This window comes from Serinicoccus kebangsaanensis, from assembly GCF_008919445.1.
Taxonomy (GTDB): Bacteria; Actinomycetota; Actinomycetes; order Actinomycetales; family Dermatophilaceae; genus Ornithinicoccus; species Ornithinicoccus kebangsaanensis.
In genome coordinates this window covers 1-17282 of record NZ_VSLG01000021.1, presented here as the reverse complement: position 1 = coordinate 17282, position 17282 = coordinate 1, and the positions used below count along the sequence as shown (strand labels likewise).

The following is a 17282-nucleotide window of genomic DNA, read 5'->3' as shown; positions in this document are numbered from 1 at the left end:
CACCGGGCGTCGCCGGTGGTTGGCCAGGTCGCTCGGTCAGACGTCGTCGAAGGGCGCGAGCAGCCCCTTGAGCAGCTGGGCCAGCTCGCCCTGCCGGTCCGTCGGGAGCCCGGCCAGCAGCCGACGCTCGTGCGCGACGAGGTCGGCGAAGGCGGCGTCGACGACCCCGCGCCCCTCGTCGGTGAGCCGGACCAGCTTGGACCGGTGGTCCGCGTCCGAGGACGCACGGCTCACCAGCCCGCGGCCGACCAGCCGGGAGAGCCGGTTGGTCATCGTGCCGCTGGTGACCAGCGTCTGCCTGACCAGCTGCGTGGGGGTCAGCTCGTAGGGCTCGCCCTCGCGCCGCAGCGCGGACAGCACGTCGAACTCCCAGGACTCCAGGTCGTGCGCCCCGAAGGCGTCGCGACGCGCCAGGTCGAGGTGCCGGGCGAGGCGGGAGACGCGGGAGAGGACCTCGAGCGGGGCGACGTCCAGGTCCGGCCGCTCGCGACGCCAGGCGGCGACGATGCGGTCGACCTCGTCGTCCGGTGCCGGGCTCATGCCTCCCACAGTAGGCGACGCACACGCCCGCAGCGGCGGCGTGAGAACGGGCTCCCCGGGTAGGAATCGAACCTACGTCGCTAATCCTGATTCAAAGTCAGGCGGCCCCTACCAGCAGAGCAACCGGGGAAAGCACCGGCAAGCCTAACGGCTCGGGTCAGCCCTTGACCCCGGTGCGCAAGGTCGGCTTGGCCTCCATGCCGGCCAGCCCGTTCCACGCCAGATTGACCAGGTGGGCGGCCACGTCGTCCTTCTTCATCTTCCGCGAGTCGAGCCACCACCCACCCGGGATCGCGACCATGCCGACCAGCATCTGGGCATACAGCGGCGCGGTCTTGGGGTCGAGCCGGCGCCGCCGGAACTCGGCCGCGAGGATGTGCTCGACCTGCGTCGCGATGTCGCTGATCAGCGAGGCGAAGGACCCGGTCGACTGCCCGGGCGGGCTGTCCCGGACCAGGATCCGGAAGCCGTCGGTCGAGTGGTCGATGTAGTCCAGCAGCGCCATCGCCGCCGCCTCGAGCAGCGCCCGCGCGTTGCCCTCGTGCTCGGTCAGCGCGTCGGTGATCTGCCCGAGCAGCGCCTGGATCTCGCGGTCCACGACGACGGCGTACAACCCCTCCTTGCCACCGAAGTGCTCGTAGATCACCGGCTTGGACACCCCCGCCGCCTCGGAGATCTGCTCCACGCTGGTGCCCTCGAAGCCCCGCTCGGCGAACAGCGCACGCCCCACCTCGATCAGCTGCTGCCGCCGCTGCGGGCCGGTCATCCGGTGTCGGGAGGTCTTCGCGCTGGAGCTCACCACCCCATCATGCCAAGGCCGGGTCGCGGGCCGATCCCGCACAGGTACAGTCGGTGCCGTGACGTCCCACCACCCCGCCGCCGTCATCATCCTTGCCGCCGGGCAGGGAACCCGGATGAAGAGCTCCATCCCCAAGGTGCTGCAACGCATCGGCGGCCGCTCGCTCGTCGGTCACGCGATGTATGCCGCCCGCCAGGTCGGGCCGCAGCACCTCGCCGTGGTCGTGCGGCACGAGCGGGAGCAGGTCGCCGCGCACGTCACCGAGATCGACCCCGGGGCGATCGTCGCGGACCAGGACGAGGTGCCGGGCACGGGCCGGGCCTGCGAGTGCGGGCTGGCCGCGCTGCCCCCTGAGCTGACCGGGACGGTGCTGGTCACCATGGGCGATGTCCCGCTGCTGTCCGGCGAGACGCTGCGCGAGCTGACGCGCGTGCACGAGGAGCGGGGCTCCGCCGTGACCCTGCTCTCCGCGGTGGTCGAGGACGCCGGGACCTACGGCCGCGTGGTGCGCGACGCCGACGGCGAGCTGGCCGAGATCATGGAGTTCAAGGACGCGAGGCGGCGCCGTGAGGAGGGGGACCCGGACTACGCGCACGTCGTCGACATCCGGGAGTTCAACTCCGGGATCTACGCCTTCGACGTCGAGGTGCTGCGGCGCGCGCTGGACCAGGTCGGCCGGGCCAACGAGCAGGGCGAGAAGTACCTCACAGACGTCATCAAGATCGCCCGCCAGGAGGGACGTCCGGTGGTCGCCCACCCGCTGGCCGACCTGATGCAGACCGAGGGTGTCAACGACAAGGTGCAGCTGGCCGCGCTGGGCAAGGAGCTGAACCGCCGGATCGTGGAGCAGCACATGCGCGACGGGGTCATCGTCGTGGACCCGGACACGACGTGGATCGACGCCGACGTCTCGATCGGCCAGGACACGGTGATCCGCCCCGGCACCCAGCTGCTCGGCGCCACGACGATCGGCGCCGAGGTCACGATCGGGCCGGACAGCACGGTGAGCGACTGCGAGGTCGGTGACCGGGCCCGCGTGGTGCGGACCCAGGCCGAGCACGCCCAGATCGGTGCGGACACCACCGTCGGGCCGTTCTCCTACCTGCGGCCGGGGACCGTGCTCATGGAGCGCGGCAAGATCGGGGGTTTCGTGGAGACCAAGAACGCCGAGATCGGGCCCGGCGCCAAGGTCCCGCACCTGACCTACTGCGGTGACGCGACCATCGGCGAGGGCGCCAACATCGGGGCGGGCACGATCTTCGCCAACTACGACGGCGTCACCAAGCACCACACCACCGTCGGGCGGCACAGCTTCGTCGGCTCGGACTCCGTGCTGGTGGCACCGGTCGACATCGCGGATGGTGCCTACGTCGCCGCGGGCTCGACGATCGAGGGACGGGTCGAGCCTGGCCAGATCGCGGTGGCCCGGGCGCGGCAGCGCAACATCGACGGCTGGGTGGCGCGCCGGCGCGCGGGCACGCCGACCGCGGCCGCGGCGGAACAGGCGAGCGGGGCCACCGACCCGGGCACCGGCATACCCGAAGGATCGTCGGACGACACGACGGCGCAGGAGGACTGATGGGCATCCACAGGACCACCGAGAAGAACCTCATGGTCTTCTCCGGGCGGGCGCACCCGGCGCTCTCCGACGAGGTGGCGGCCGAGCTGGGCACCGAGCTGGTGCCGATGCAGGCGCACTCCTTCGCGAACAGCGAGATCTACGTGCGCTTCGACGAGTCGGTGCGCGGCTGCGACGCGTTCGTCATCCAGAGCCATGTCGCGCCGGTCAACGAGTGGATCATGGAGCAGCTCATCATGATCGACGCGCTCAAGCGCGGCTCGGCCAAGCGCATCACCGTGGTGCTCCCGTTCTACGGGTATGCCCGCCAGGACAAGAAGCACCGTGGCCGGGAGCCGATCTCGGCCCGGCTGATGGCCGACCTGTTCAAGACCGCCGGCGCGGATCGGCTGCTGTGCGTGGACCTGCACACCGCCCAGATCCAGGGCTTCTTCGACGGGCCGGTGGACCACCTCATGGCCACCCCGATCCTGTCCGAGCACGTCAAGCGGAACTACGGCGACCGCGAGCTCGCCGTCGTCTCCCCGGACGCGGGTCGGATCAAGGTCGCCGAGTGGTGGAGCAACAAGCTCGGCGGGGTGCCGCTGGCCTTCATCCACAAGACCCGCGACGTGACCCGGCCGAACCAGTCGGTCGCCAACCGCGTCGTCGGTGAGGTCGAGGGGCGCACCTGCATCCTGGTCGACGACATGATCGACTCCGGTGGCACCATCTGCCAGGCCGCCGAGGCGCTGATGAAGGACGGCGCCAACGAGGTGGTCATCGCCGCGACCCACCCGATCTTCTCCGAGCCCGCCGTGGAGCGGCTCGCGAACTCGGTGGCCACCGAGGTGGTCGTGACCAACACGCTCCCGCTCTCGGACGAGGCGCTGGCGATGGACAAGCTCACCCAGCTCTCGATCGCCCCGCTCATCAGCCGCGCGATCCGGGAGGTCTTCGAGGACGGCTCGGTCACCTCGATGTTCGAGGGCCGCGCCTGATTTCGTGCCGCGGCGGCGCGGGCGATAGACTGGTCGGCGTTGCCTCGGCGAGGGACGCGTCACGGTGTCCGTCATCGACGAAGAGCTCACGGCTGACGCTGCCCCGCGCCGTGTCCCGCGTCGAGGCCTGACCCTGCACACCGCATCCCTCCGCACGAAAAGGTCTGACCCGCATGGCTGACGAGCTGAAGATCTCCGCCGAGAAGCGCACCGAGTTCGGCAAGGGCGCCGCCCGCCGCATCCGTCGCGCCGACAAGGTGCCCGCCGTCCTCTACGGCCACGGCACCCCGCCGCTGCACCTGTCCCTGCCCGGCCACGAGGCCATGCTGGCGCTGCGTCACAGCAACGCCGTGCTGACCCTGGACGTCGAGGGCGAGGCGCACATGGCCCTGGCCAAGGACGTCCAGCGCGACCCGATCAAGCGCTTCATCGAGCACGTCGACCTCGTCGTCGTCCGCGCGGGCGAGAAGGTCACCGTCGACGTCGGCGTCCACCTGGAGGGCGAGGCCGCTCCGGAGACCATCGTCACCACCGACCACTCGGTGCTCGAGGTCGAGGCCCCGATCACCAGCATCCCCGAGTGGATCACCGTGTCCGTGGAGGGCCTGGAGGCCGGCACCCAGATCCTGGCCGGTGCCGTCGAGCTGCCCGAGGGCGTCACCCTGGTCACCGACCCGGAGGCGCTGGTCGTCAACGTCTCGCAGGCCATGTCCGAGGAGGCGCTGGAGGCCGAGCTGGCCGAGGCCGAGGCGGAGGCCGGCATCGAGCAGGAGGAGTCCGACGAGGACGACGAGGCTGCCGAGGGCGAGGGCGACTCCGAGGGCGAGGGCGACGCCGAGGGTGGCGAGGACGCCGAGGCCAAGGACGAGTGAGGTCCTGGGTGGGCACGCGCCGTCGTGCCCGCTCCCGCGCTGACGTGGCCGCGCCCAGGGTTGCCCCGGGCGCGGCCGCGCCGCGTCACCGGCCGGACGCCGGCAGAGGAGAGGAACGATGAGCGAGGCGCCGTGGCTCGTGGTCGGGCTGGGCAACCCCGGCCCGAGGTATGCCGGTCACCGGCACAACGTCGGTGCGATGGTCGTCGAGGCGATGGCGGCGTCGGCGGGCAGCACCCTGAAGGAGCACAAGGCGGGCCGTGCCCGGGCCGCCGAGGTGCGGCTCGGGACGATGCCCGGCGGGCTTCCCGGCCCGCGGGCGGTCCTCGCCCGCCCGATGACCTACATGAACGTGTCCGGGTCCCCGGTGGCCGGCCTCTCCTCCTTCTACAAGGTGCCGGTGGAGCGGGTCGTCGTCATCCATGACGAGCTGGACATCGAGCCCGGGCAGGTGCGGCTCAAGCGTGGCGGCGGCGAGGGCGGGCACAACGGGCTGCGCTCGATCAGCCAGTCCCTCGGCAGCCGTGACTACCTGCGGGTGCGCCTCGGCATCGGCCGCCCGCCCGGCCGGCAGGACCCGGCCGACTACGTGCTGTCCGACTTCCCCGCCCGCGACCGCACCGAGGTGGAGCTGCTCATCGGGGACGGCGAGGACGCCGTCGTCGACCTGGTCCAGCTCGGCCTGGAGGCCACCCAGCAGCGCTTCCACACCCGCTGACCCCGCGCCGACCCTCCGTCGTGGGGGGACTGCACGAATTCGACCTTGGGAATCGTCGCCATGGCGACGATTCCCAAGGTCGAAATCGAGCTCAGCCGGAGATCGGGCTCAGCCGGAGATCGGGCTCAGCCCTGGTTCTTCAGCTGCTGCAGCCGCGCCTCGATCTCGGCGTCCCCGCTGCTGCTCTCCAGCTCGGCGAACTGGTCCTCCAGGCTGGCCGACTGCGCCTCGGCCCGCCCGGCGACCATCGCCTCCTGCTTGCGGATGCTGTCCTCCCAGCGGGACAGGTCGCTGCTGGGGTCCATGACGTCGATGGAGGACATCGCGTCCTGGACCTTCTCCTGCGCCTCCACAGACCGGGCGCGGGCGACCAGCGTGCTGCGCCGCGACTTCAGGTCCTCGAGCTTGGTCTTCATCGTGACCAGGCCGCTCTTGAGCTGCTCCACGGTCTCGTTCTGCTGGGTGATGGTGGGCTCGGCGGTGGAGACGTCGTTCTCGTGCTGGATCTGCCGACCCAGGGCCACCCGCGCCAGGTTGTCGAACTTGTAGGCCCCGTCGGGGTCCCCCGCCCCCCGCATCTCCTCGGCCTTCGCCGACGCGGCCGCGGCCTTGCGCCCCCACTCGGCGGCCGCCTCGCGGTCGGTCTGCAGGTCGGCCTCGGCCATCCGCACGTTGGCGATGGTCTGCGCCACCGCCTCCTCCGCCTCGGCGATCGAGTTGGTGTAGTCCCGGACCAGCTGGTCCAGCATCTTCTCCGGGTCCTCGGCCCGGTCCAGCAGGGCGTTGATGTTGGCGCGGGCCAGCTGGCTCACCCGGCCGATGATCGTCTGCTTCTGGGTCATCTGGTCTTGTCCTTTCTCCTCCCGCGTCGAGGCGCGGGTCCTGCTGGTCGGATGTCGAGAGTATGACGTCCGCTCGGCGACGACGGTTGCCGTGCGCCGGCCGCCCTCAGAATCGCCCGCCCGAGAAGTTCCCCCCTCCGCCGCCGAAGCCGCCTCCACCGAAGCCCCCGCCTCCACCGAAGCCGCCGCCCCCGCCGAACGAACCACCGCCGCCCCAGCCGCCGCTGTGCCGCCGCGAGCTGCCGGCACCGGAGAGGATGCCGCCGAGGAGGACCGACCAGGGGTCGATCCCGCGGGACCCGCCCCGGGAGTAGGGGGTGCCGAGCCCGCCGGACCCGCTGCCCCAGTGGTCGGCGTCCCGCTGGGCCTCGGTGAGCGCCTGCTCGCCGAGCTGCTCTGCGCGTGTGAGCAGGTCCATCGCGGCGGTCGGCGACTCCGACGCCTGGGCGACGGCCTCGTCGTAGAGCCGCAGCGCCTCGGAGATCCGGGTGCGGGCCGTGCTGCTCACCGCGCCACGGCGGGTGGACACGGTCTGGTTGATGCTCTGCAGGCGGGCGCCGACCCGGCTGACCCTGGCCTCGAAGTCGCCCCGCAGCTTGGCCTGGTGGCGGTCCGCCTCCCGCATCGGCTCCAGCAGGGCGTCGAGCGCGTGCTCCGCACTGTCCAGCTCGGCCAGCGCCCGGAGCGGGTCGCCTCCGCTGCCGATCGCCTGCGCCTGCTCGATCGCGGCCCGGGCGCGCTGCACCGCCTGGGCGATCGTGGGCTCACCGCCGTGCGGGCGGGCATCCTGCAGGTCGGCGGACAGCGACGCGATGCCCTCCGCGATCTCCTCGGTCGCGTTGCGCAGGTCGGCGTCCGCGCTGCTGATCTGGTCCAGCAGCGTCGTCGCCTGGCCGATCGACTCCTCGGCGGCGCGGGCCGCAGCCACGGCCGAGGCGCGGTCGTCGCGGTCCAGGGACTGGCGCCCCGCGGTGACGAATCCGTCCGCGGAGTCGAGCAGGTTGGTGGCCTGGGAGAGGTTGGTCCGCACCGTCGTCAACGCGCCGGCCGGGTGCCGGGCGGCCAGGCCGCGCAGCTCCTGCTCGGCGGCGGGCAGACGACCACGGGTCTCCCTCGCGCGGGTCTCGAGCTCGGCGAGGAACTGCGGGGCCCGGTCCTGCAGCGACCGCATCCGGGCGAACTCCTCTGCCTGGGCGTCGAGCTCCTGGCGGGCCTGCCCGGTCAGCGTCAGGATCCGGCCGAGCATGCCGCGCTGCACGCTCTCCGGCTCCTCGATGTCGTCGTCCAGCTGCTGGCGCAGGCTGAACGCCTCCTTGGCGGCGGTCCGGGCGCGACCCAGGGCCTCGCGGAAGGCCTCGGTCTGCTGGGTGCCGAACTGGGCCTGCGCGAAGTCGAGCTCCTCACCGGCCGAGCGCACCGCGTCGTCCATGCCGACGAGGGCCTCGGACGCCTGGCGGTGCAGCTCGGGCAGGCTGGGACCCTGAGCCCGGTCGGGCACCTTCGCACCCGGGTCGGGACGGCGACGGATCCGCTGGGCCGCCATGGCGACCCCGCCGATGGCCAGCGGGGCGAAGAACAGCAAGGGGAAGGCGCCGCCCAGCCCGCCACCGGAGGACTGCGGGTAGACGTCCTCGCCGTCCGGCACGCTGACACCGGACCCGGACGAGGAGCCCGCGGCATACTCCCTCGCAAAACCCTCGGTGGCGCCCTCGACGGCCCCGCCCCAGTCGTCGTCGGCCAGCCGCGGCTCGACGTCCTCGAGCTGGATCGTCTGCAGCTGGGCGTCGCTCAGCGTCTCCCCGATGTCGCCGAGCCCGTAGGCGCGCTGGTCGACGGCGACGGCGAGCACCAGGTCGCCCGCGCCCATCCCGGACTCCTGCGAGGTGAGCTCGGCCCACTCCGGCCCGTCGATCGTGGACCCCGAGGCATCGGTGAAGGTGTCGACGAAGGCCACGAAGAGCTGCAGCCCGGTGTCCTCGCGCAACGCCGCGATCTGCTCCGCGGCCGCCTCCTCCTCCGCGCCGCTGAGCACGTCGGCGGCGTCGTAGACCGCGTCCTCCAGGTAGCTCGGCTCCTCGGCGACCGCCGGCTGGGCGAGGCTGGAGAGGGCGGCGGCTGCGGCGATCACCGTCAGGGCGGTCCGGAGCCCCCGGCGGCGCCCCTCCACGGCGTGGTGTGTCGACTCACTCACGAAGGCGATCCTGCCTGACCGGGCACGGGCGCGCCACCGGGTGCCCGGGCGCCACCGGTGCGGGAGGCTCGTGCGACAGGTCTGTCGGCGTCCCGTCCTAGACTGGTATGCCGTCCCTCACCCGTTCCTCTCCTCACCGAGGTCTGCACCCCATGCCGCTCGCCCCGCTGCTCGCCGCCCTGCGCCCGCAGGCGCAGGTCTCCTCCGTGCTGGAGGCCGCCGCGACGGGGGAGCCCACGCTGGAGGTGTCGGTCTCCCCGGGCATGCACCCTGCCCTCGTCGCCCTGCTCGCCACCACGGACACCGACCAGGCGGAGCCCCCGCAGGGGCCGGTGCTGGCGGTCACGGCCACCGGACGGGAGGCCGACGACCTGGTCGGGATGCTGGGCGACCTGCTGCCGGAGGGTCCGGACGCGGTCGCCGGCTTCCCCAGCTGGGAGACCCTCCCGCACGAGCGGCTCAGCCCCCGCTCGGACACGGTGGGGCACCGGCTGGCGACCCTGCGCCGCCTGGCCCACCCGGACCGCACCGGTGCGGATCCCGCCGCCGGCCCGGCCCGGGTGGTGGTCGCCAGCGTGCGCGCCCTGCTGCAGCCGCTCGTCGCCGGTCTGGGCGAGCTGGTGCCCGTCCGGCTCGTGGCCGGTGACGAACGCCCGATGACCGAGGTCGTGGAGGCGCTGGCGGCCGCGGCCTACACCCGGGTCGACATGGTCGAGCGCCGCGGCGAGTTCGCGGTGCGCGGAGGCATCCTCGACGTCTTCCCGCCGACCGAGGAGCACCCGGTCCGGGTCGAGTTCTGGGGCGACACGGTGGAGGAGGTGCGGTGGTTCAAGGTCGCGGACCAGCGCAGCCTGGAGATCGCCGGGCACGGTCTGTATGCCCCTCCGTGCCGCGAGGTGCTGCTCACCGACGCGGTGCGGGCGCGGGCCGCCGAGCTGGTCGACACGCTGCCGGGGGCCGCCGACATGCTCGAGAAGATCGCCGAGGGCATCGCCGTCGAGGGCATGGAGTCGCTGGCCCCGGCCCTGGTGGACGGCATGGAGACGCTGGTGGACGTGCTGCCGGAGGCCTCGCGCGTCGTCGTCCTCGACCCGGAGCGGGTCCGGACCCGGGCGCACGACCTGGTGCGCACCAGCGAGGAGTTCATGCAGGCCGGGTGGGCCGCCGCTGCCGGCGGCGGTGCGGCCGTCCCCATCGACCTGCAGCAGCTGCTCGGGACGGCCTCGTCCTGGTCGCTGGCCGACATGCGCGGGCACGCCCTCGGCGTGGGTGTGCCGTGGTGGACCCTGTCCGCGTTCGCCGCCGACGAGTCGCTGGAGGAGTTCGTCGAGGACGGCGCGGACGAGGGTGTCGCCGCACCCCGATCGACCGCCGTCAGCGTCCCGTCGACGCCGGCGACGGCATACCGCAGCGACGTGGACGCCCTGGTCGCAGACCTGCGGGGCTGGCTCACCCAGGACCGGCCGGTGGTGCTCTCGCTGGACGGCGCGGGCCTGGCCCGTCGCGTGGGCGAGGTCTTGACCGAGCGGGAGGTGCCGCACCGCCTGCACGACGGCCCCGACGGCCTTCCCGAGCCGCTGGACACCGACCGCGTGCTCATCACCACCGGTCGGGTGGGTCGCGGTTTCGTCCTCGAGGACGGCCTGGTGCTGCTCGGCGAGACCGACCTCACCGGCCAGCAGGGCGGCGGCGGCAGCACCCGGGACATGCGGCGCATGCCCTCGCGGCGGCGCCACCAGGTCGACCCGCTCCAGCTCCGCCCGGGCGACTACGTCGTGCACGAGCAGCACGGTGTCGGCCGCTTCGTCGAGATGGCCCAGCGCCAGGTGCAGGGCGCGACGCGGGAGTACGTCGTGCTGGAGTACGCCGCGTCCAAGCGGAACCAGCCCGGTGACCGGCTCTACCTCCCGACCGACCAGCTGGACCAGCTGACGAAGTACGTCGGCGGTGAGGCGCCGACGCTGCACCGGCTGGGTGGGGCGGACTGGCAGAAGACCAAGTCCCGCGCCCGCAAGCACGTCAAGCAGATCGCCGCCGAGCTGATCCGGCTCTACAGCGCCCGTCAGGCCACGACCGGGCACGCCTTCGGGCCGGACAGCCCGTGGCAGCGCGAGCTGGAGGACGCCTTCGCCTACGCCGAGACGCCGGACCAGCTGGTCTCCATCGACGAGGTCAAGGCGGACATGGAGAAGACGGTGCCGATGGACCGTCTGATCAGCGGTGACGTGGGCTACGGCAAGACCGAGATCGCGGTGCGGGCGGCGTTCAAGGCGATCCAGGACGGCAAGCAGGTCGCCGTGCTGGTGCCCACCACGCTGTTGGTGCAGCAGCACCTGCAGACCTTCTCCGAGCGGTATGCCCAGTTCCCCGTCGTGGTCAAGGCGCTGTCCCGGTTCCAGTCCGACGCCGAGGCGCGCGCCGTGGTCGACGGGATCGCGGACGGGTCGGTCGACCTCGTCATCGGCACCCACCGGCTGCTCGGCTCGACCGTCCGGTTCAAGGAGCTCGGGCTGGTCATCATCGACGAGGAGCAGCGCTTCGGCGTCGAGCACAAGGAGCAGCTCAAGGCGCTGCGGACCAACGTGGACGTGCTGGCCATGTCGGCCACGCCCATCCCGCGGACCCTGGAGATGGCGATCACCGGCATCCGCGAGATGTCCACGCTGGCGACGCCGCCGGAGGAGCGCCACCCCGTGCTCACCTTCGTGGGCGGCTACGACGAGAAGCAGATCGCGGCGGCCATCCGGCGCGAGCTGCTGCGCGAGGGCCAGGTCTTCTTCGTGCACAACAGGGTCAGCTCGATCGAGACAGCGGCCTCACGCCTGCGTGACCTGGTGCCCGAGGCACGGATCGAGACCGCGCACGGGCAGATGAGCGAGCACCGGCTGGAGCAGGTCGTCGTCGACTTCTGGGAGCGGCGCTTCGACGTGCTGGTGTGCACGACGATCGTGGAGACCGGGCTGGACATCTCCAACGCCAACACCCTGGTCGTCGACCGGGCCGACACCTTCGGACTCTCCCAGCTGCACCAGCTGCGCGGCCGCGTCGGCCGGGGCCGGGAGCGGGCCTACGCCTACTTCCTCTACCCGCCCGAGAAGCCGCTCACCGAGACGGCCGTGGACCGGTTGCAGACGATCGCGGCGAACACCGACCTCGGCGCCGGCATGGCGGTGGCGATGAAGGACCTGGAGATCCGCGGCGCCGGCAACCTGCTCGGTGGGGAGCAGTCCGGGCACATCGAGGGTGTCGGTTTCGACCTCTACGTCCGGCTCGTCGGTGAGGCGGTGGCGGCCTTCAAGGGTGAGGGGGAGCAGGCGCCGGCGGAGGTCAAGATCGAGCTGCCGGTCGACGCCCACCTGCCGCACGACTACGTGCCGGGGGAGCGGCTGCGGCTGGAGGCCTACCGCAAGCTGGCGCAGGTGGCGGACGAGCACGAGCTCGAGCAGATCCGGGAGGAGCTGGTGGACCGCTACGGCGCCCCGCCGACGCCGGTGCAGACGCTGCTGGAGGTGGCCCGGCTGCGGACCGTCGCACGCGAGGCGGGGATCAGCGACGTCGCGATGCAGGGACAGATGGTGCGCTTCGCGCCGGTGGAGAACCTGCGGGAGAGCCAGCAGCTGCGGCTCACCCGCGTCTACCGGGGCACGATCATCAAGCCCGCGCTGCGGCAGATCCTCGTGCCCGTCCCGAAGACCGCGCCGGTGGGTGGCCGACCGCTGCGCGACCAGGAGATCCTCGACTGGGCCTCGCAGCTGATCCACGCCGTGCTGCTCGACGACATCGCGGCCCAGGCCGCCGGAGGCTGAGTCAGGAGTCCCGCAGGACGACCACCGGCTCACCGACGCCGATCTCCCGCTCGACGTCCCACACCCGGACGCTGCGCCGGCTGCCGGGCGGCCCGTGCAGCGTCAGCTCGACCTGGTCCCGACGCGCCACCACCGCCAGCCGTGCGTCCTGGTGCGCGACGCTGAACCGCAGCGCCTCCCACTCCTGCGGCAGCCACGGCGAGAGGGTCAGCACGCCGTCGGCCACCCGGAAGCCGGCGAAGCCGAAGACGAGGGCCTGCCACGTCCCGCCGGCGGAGGCGATGTGGATCCCGTCCCGGGTGTTGCCCTGGTTGTCGTGGACGTCGACGAAGGCGCTGCGGTGCAGGTAGCGCACGGCGCGGCTCGGGTCGCCCACCCGCAGCCCGACGATGGCGTGGATCGCCGGGCTCAGCGAGGACTTGTGCAGGGTCCGGCGCTCGTAGAAGTCGAACGAGGCCGCGGCCTGGTCCGGGGTGAGCAGGTCCGGCAGCATGAGCACCAGCATGAGGACGTCCGGCTGCTTGAGCAGCATGGTCTCCTCGCAGTTGAAGTGGTGGTAGCCCTCCGGGTAGCGGGGCATGTCGTTGTCGTCCCACTCGGTGATCGGCACGTCCAGCCGGTCGAAGTAGCCGGTGAACTGCTCCACGACGTCGTCCACGATCCGCGGCGGCCGCAGCCCCTCGGCGACCTCCCGCCACGTGGCCGGCTCGTCCGCGGCCAGGTCGAGCCGTCGCGCGAGAGCGGCATACTCCTGCGGCCGGGATGCGGACAGATGGTCCGCCAGGTCGGCGGAGCGCCGCAGCTGCCACCGCGCGAGCTCGTTGGTGAAAGCGTTGTCGTCCACGTGCGAGTGGAACTCGTCCGGACCCATGACCCGGACCAGCGAGTAGCCCCCGTCCACGCGTTCGGCACGGCTGGCCCAGAACCGGCTGGTCTCGAAGGCCACCTCCGCGACCACGTCGACCAGGAAGTCCTCGTCGCCGGTGAGGTCGACGTAGTTCAGCATGGCGTAGACCACGTCGGCCGAGACGTGCAGCTCCTCCTCGCGCATCCAGAAGGTGTGCTTGCCGTCGGGGGTGGTCCGCGGGCACTCCTCGGTGCCACGGTCCGCCGACTCCCAGGGATAGCGGGCGCCGGCGTGCCCGCCCGCGGCCGCCACCTCACGTGCCCCCGGCAGCAGCTGGTGCCGGTAGCGCAGCAGCGTGCGTGCGGTGTCCGGGAGCGTGTGCAGGAAGAACGGCAGCATCATGACCTCGGTGTCCCAGAACACGTGGCCCTTGTAGCCCTCGCCGCTGAGCGACTTGGCCCCGATGTTGACCGTGGGGTCCTCCGGGTCGGCGGCGGCGATCAGGTGGTGTATGCCGAAACGCACCGCGTGCGTCAGGTCCGGGGCACCGTCGACGACGACGTCGCAGACCTCCCAGGCGCGCGCCCAGGCCGCCTCGGTGTCGGCCCGCGCGGCGTCGTAGCCCAGGGTGCCGGCCCGCTCGAGCGCCTCGAGGCAGGTCTGCCTCGGGTCGGCCCCGGCACGCGAGGTGGCGACCGCGACGAACCGGTCGATGCCGATCGTCTCGCCGCCGGTGACCTCCCACTCCAGGCGCTCCTCGACGTGTTCGTAGCCGTGCACCACGCTGCGCCGCTGCGCCGACGGGCCGGTGACGGACGCCTCGGCAGCGGTGACCAGACGCACCCCGCGCTCGATCGTGCGGGACATCAGGGCCAGGACGTCCCCGATCTCCTCGGTGCCGACGTGCTCCAGGTGCCTGGCCCGGGTCCACTTGTCCCACACCGTCTGGGGCCCGAAGGCCGCGTCCGGCGGGTACTCGGGCGCCAGGTCGAGGTTGCGCCGGTGGCCGTCCAGGACGTGCTCGACGGTCACGGCGGCCGTCCGCTGCGTGCCGAGCGGTGTGACCTCCAGGCGCATCGCCAGCAGGGACCGGTCGGCAAGGCTCGCCCACCGCCAGGACTCGAGCCTCGTCATCGCGCCGCCGGCATCGCGCAGGACGGTGCGGCGGTGCAGCACACCGGTGCGCAGGTCCAGCCTGCGCTCGTGCTCCACCACCTCGCACGACTGCATACCCAGCCGGGTGCCGTCCACCGTGACCCGGACGTCGAAGACGTCGGGGGCGTTGACCAGGTTGGTGACGGCGACGTCGTGGGCGTCGTAGAGGCCGGCGACGAAGGTGCCGGGGAGGTCGCCGACGTGGCCCTCCTCCAGGGTGCCGCGCGTCATGACCCGCCCGTTGCCGACGCACAGCAGGGTCGCCATGGTGGCGGCGTGCTCCTCGTCGAAGGTCTCCTCGACGACCTCCCAGGTCGGGTCCGGCTCGGTCACGCGGGCGCCCCCTGGTAGGCGTCCTGGATCTGCTCCCTGGTCTGCTCCAGCGGCAGGTAGCCGTCGAGCCGGGTCGACCGGCAGCGCTGGGCCCCCATGGCGTTGCCGAACCGGGCCGCGGCCACGGGGTCCCCCGTCTCGAGGTAGCCGTAGGCCAGGCCGGCGGCGAAGGAGTCGCCGCACCCCGTCGTGTCGACGACGTCCGAGACGGGGATCCGGCCCACGAGCTCCTCGACCAGGGACCCGTCGGGACCGCGGGAGTAGACCGCGCAGCCCTGCTCGTCCAGGGTCACGCAGACCATCTCGACGCCCCGGTCCAGGCAGTGCTGGGCGAAGTCGGGCAGGTCCTCCACGCGCAACGGCTCGGCGCCGGTCGTGCTGGGCTCGCTGCCGGGCGGGAACCAGCTGGACCCGGCCTCGTCCAGGTTCATCTTCAGCACGTGCAGGTAGGGGAGCCAGGCGTCCCGGTCGATCCAGAGCCGGTGAGCCCGCTTCCCACCGGCCGTCAGGGCCACGGTGGGGCCGTGCCCGTCCAGGTGGATGGTGCCGCGCCCGTGCGTCTTGAGGTAGCGCAGGGTGTCCTGGCTGACCTGGTAGTCGGTGATCGGGACGCAGACGAAGGCGTCGGCCTCGAGGGCGAAGTGCACGTCCTCCGGTCGGATCGGGGCCATGAAGTGGGACTGCCGCTCCTCCCGCCAGTTCTGGTCGCGGTAGGTGAGCTCCACGACGTCGCCACGGTCGTGGCCGGAGCGCACGCCGGTCAGGTCGACCTGCGGGAACTGCCGGAGCAGGCCGCGGATGGTCTCGGCGTCGGCCTCCCGCACGTGCACGATGGGCAGGATCGTGTCGTCCTCGTCCAGCAGCGCCGAGAGCGCCGCGACGGTGTAGAGCGCGCAGCCGAACTTCTCGGTCACCCCGCCCTGGTGGGTCGTGACCCGGTCGTAGGGGATCGGGCCCAGCACGGCGACGGTGCGACCAGTCATCTGACGTCCTCTCGGGGCGAGCGCGCGAGCGACTCTGCGCGCAGTCCTGCCGAGTAAGGCAGGTCGGCTCCCCGAGCCGCAAGAGGCGAGCGCGAACCTTTATGTGGCATACCAGGACAAAAAAACATAGAAAGACTCTTGCAACACTCCTTAAGTTGCCGTAGGGTTACCCCATGCAGCCACCCACACCGCAGGACGCGCGCCGGAGCCGGACCAAGACCCAGCTGATGGAGATCATCCGTCGGGGTGCAGGAGTCACTCGGGCCGACCTCTGCCAGATCACCGGCATGTCCCGCAGCGCCGTCGCCGCCGTCGTCCAGGAGCTGCTGGACGAGCGGCTGGTCGAGGAGGACGTCCTGCGCCCGGGCGGCAAGGGGGCCGGGCGCGGGCGGCCCTCCGCCCTCCTGGTGCCCCGGGCGGATCGCGGCTACGTCATCGGCATGGACTTCGCCCACACCCACGTGGCCGTGTGCATCGCCGACCTCCAGGGCGAGGTCGTGGCCGAGGAGTGGAGCACGGTGGACGTCGACGGCAACGCCCGCTCCGCGCTCGACGTCGCCTCCGGGACCGCGGCCCGGCTGCTCGACAGGGCGGGCCTGACCAGCAAGGACGTCCGGTGTGCTGCGGCCGGCATCCCTGCGCCGATCGATGGCCGGACCAAGGCGATCCGGTCCACGACGATCCTGTCGGACTGGCTCGACATCCGCCCGGAGGAGGAGCTCACCCGGATGCTCGGTGTCCGTGTCGTGGTGGCCAACGACGCCGACATGGGTGCTCAGGGCGAGCTGCGCTACGGCGCCGGGCGGGGGCTGCGCGACCTGATCTACCTCCGCCTGGACGAGGGTCTCGGCGCCGGGCTGATCCTGGACGGCGTGCCCTACTCCGGGTCACGCGGCCTGGCCGGCGAGGTGGGGCACACCCAGCTGTCGGACCAGGGCACCTGGTGCCGCTGCGGGAACCGTGGCTGCCTGGAGACGGTCGTCTCCAGTGCCTTCGTGCGGCAGCTGCTCGGGCAGTCCAGGATCGCCGTCGGCGAGGGTCCGCACCCGTTCGCCGAGGTCGCGAGCCACCCCCCGGTGGCGCGCTACCTGTCCGAGACGGGCCGCACCCTCGGCCGGGTGCTCGCCGACCTGTGCAACTGGCTGAACCCGCGGGGCATCGTGCTCGGTGGGGAGCTGGGGACGGCCAGCGCCCCGCTGGTCGACGGGGTGCGCGAGGCGATCGACCGGTATGCCCAGACCTCCACCGCGGAGACGGTCGAGGTCCGCAGCGCCCACCTGGGGCTGCGCGCCGAGCTGCTCGGCGCGGTGTCCGTGGCGATCAGGGAGGCGGGCTACGAGCAGTGGGCCAGCAGCCGCGACGCAGTCAGCCACGTGGCCGCCGCCGGTCTCAGCGCCTGAGGACGCCTCGACGGGACGCGCCGACCCGGGGCGCACCGGCCTGCTGGACGAAGTCGCCCAGCCTTCTGCCGGAGTGACGGCGGCCGGCGTGCTCGACCGCCACTTCGCGCCGCCCGTCCAGCCGTGCGCATCCCCACCGGCTGGAGCGTTCACGTGAACGGGCGATTTCTAGCCGTGGTTGCAACACCCTGATCTGAAGGAGTGTTGCGATGTGTGGCATGTGTGAAGAGGTTGCTC

At 72.3% G+C, this 17282-nt stretch carries 12 protein-coding genes and 1 tRNA gene; 6 read left to right on the top strand and 7 right to left on the bottom strand.

What is annotated here, in order from left to right; translation table 11 throughout:
• Positions 1–36 precede the first annotated feature (36 nt).
• The 3 genes from FXF60_RS15785 to FXF60_RS15775 all read right to left on the bottom strand — a co-directional run bounded on the left by FXF60_RS15785 (position 37) and on the right by FXF60_RS15775 (position 1306).
• On the bottom strand, positions 37–540 hold the full coding sequence (locus FXF60_RS15785; RefSeq protein WP_151526938.1) for a MarR family winged helix-turn-helix transcriptional regulator: 504 nt from the start codon (positions 538–540) through the stop codon (positions 37–39).
• A 51-nt stretch (positions 541–591) separates the two neighbouring features.
• A tRNA-Gln gene (locus FXF60_RS15780) sits at positions 592–670 on the bottom strand.
• 27 nt (positions 671–697) lie between these two features.
• Complete coding sequence (locus FXF60_RS15775) at positions 698–1306, bottom strand: TetR/AcrR family transcriptional regulator (protein WP_151526962.1); 609 nt, start codon at positions 1304–1306, stop codon at positions 698–700.
• Between the two features lie 91 nt (positions 1307–1397).
• On the opposite strand from FXF60_RS15775, the gene glmU reads away from it, so the two are divergent.
• From glmU to pth, 4 genes are all read left to right on the top strand, one after another.
• Positions 1398–2918: a bifunctional UDP-N-acetylglucosamine diphosphorylase/glucosamine-1-phosphate N-acetyltransferase GlmU gene (glmU, locus tag FXF60_RS15770; protein WP_151526937.1), complete on the top strand. Its 1521-nt coding sequence runs from the start codon at positions 1398–1400 to the stop codon at positions 2916–2918.
• The gene (locus FXF60_RS15765) at positions 2918–3898 is read left to right on the top strand and encodes a ribose-phosphate diphosphokinase (RefSeq protein ID WP_151526936.1); all 981 of its coding nucleotides are present in this window, start codon (positions 2918–2920) and stop codon (positions 3896–3898) included. The genes glmU and FXF60_RS15765 overlap by 1 nt, the downstream gene beginning before the upstream one ends.
• A gap of 173 nt (positions 3899–4071) precedes the next feature.
• On the top strand, positions 4072–4770 hold the full coding sequence (locus tag FXF60_RS15760; RefSeq protein ID WP_151526935.1) for a 50S ribosomal protein L25/general stress protein Ctc: 699 nt from the start codon (positions 4072–4074) through the stop codon (positions 4768–4770).
• Between the two features lie 118 nt (positions 4771–4888).
• Positions 4889–5488: an aminoacyl-tRNA hydrolase gene (gene pth, locus FXF60_RS15755; RefSeq protein ID WP_151526934.1), complete on the top strand. Its 600-nt coding sequence runs from the start codon at positions 4889–4891 to the stop codon at positions 5486–5488.
• Positions 5489–5613: 125 nt separating this feature from the next.
• Here the strand turns inward: pth and FXF60_RS15750 are convergent, their stop codons facing one another.
• Together FXF60_RS15750 and FXF60_RS15745 are read right to left on the bottom strand one after the other, a co-directional pair.
• Positions 5614–6330 carry a PspA/IM30 family protein gene (locus tag FXF60_RS15750; RefSeq protein ID WP_151526933.1) on the bottom strand — a complete coding sequence of 239 codons (717 nt, stop codon included), beginning with the start codon at positions 6328–6330 and terminating at the stop codon, positions 5614–5616.
• A 106-nt stretch (positions 6331–6436) separates the two neighbouring features.
• On the bottom strand, positions 6437–8521 hold the full coding sequence (locus FXF60_RS15745; RefSeq protein ID WP_151526932.1) for a TPM domain-containing protein: 2085 nt from the start codon (positions 8519–8521) through the stop codon (positions 6437–6439).
• 152 nt (positions 8522–8673) lie between these two features.
• Between FXF60_RS15745 and mfd the strand changes: the two genes are divergently transcribed.
• Positions 8674–12327 (top strand): transcription-repair coupling factor, encoded by a 3654-nt coding sequence (gene mfd, locus FXF60_RS15740; RefSeq protein WP_151526931.1) that lies wholly within the window; start codon positions 8674–8676, stop codon positions 12325–12327.
• Between the two features lies 1 nt (position 12328).
• Here the strand turns inward: mfd and FXF60_RS15735 are convergent, their stop codons facing one another.
• Both FXF60_RS15735 and FXF60_RS15730 read right to left on the bottom strand, forming a co-directional pair.
• Complete coding sequence (locus tag FXF60_RS15735) at positions 12329–14662, bottom strand: glycoside hydrolase family 65 protein (RefSeq protein WP_151526930.1); 2334 nt, start codon at positions 14660–14662, stop codon at positions 12329–12331.
• Positions 14659–15645, bottom strand: a complete 987-nt coding sequence (locus tag FXF60_RS15730) for a carbohydrate kinase family protein (RefSeq protein WP_151526929.1) — start codon at positions 15643–15645, stop codon at positions 14659–14661. Before FXF60_RS15730 ends, FXF60_RS15735 begins: the two co-directional genes overlap by 4 nt.
• A 173-nt stretch (positions 15646–15818) precedes the next feature.
• Here FXF60_RS15730 and FXF60_RS15725 point away from each other — a divergent pair, with 173 nt between their 5' ends.
• A complete protein-coding gene (locus FXF60_RS15725) occupies positions 15819–17045 on the top strand; it encodes an ROK family transcriptional regulator (RefSeq protein WP_151526928.1) in 1227 nt (408 codons plus the stop codon).
• The last annotated feature ends 237 nt before the right edge of the window (positions 17046–17282 follow it).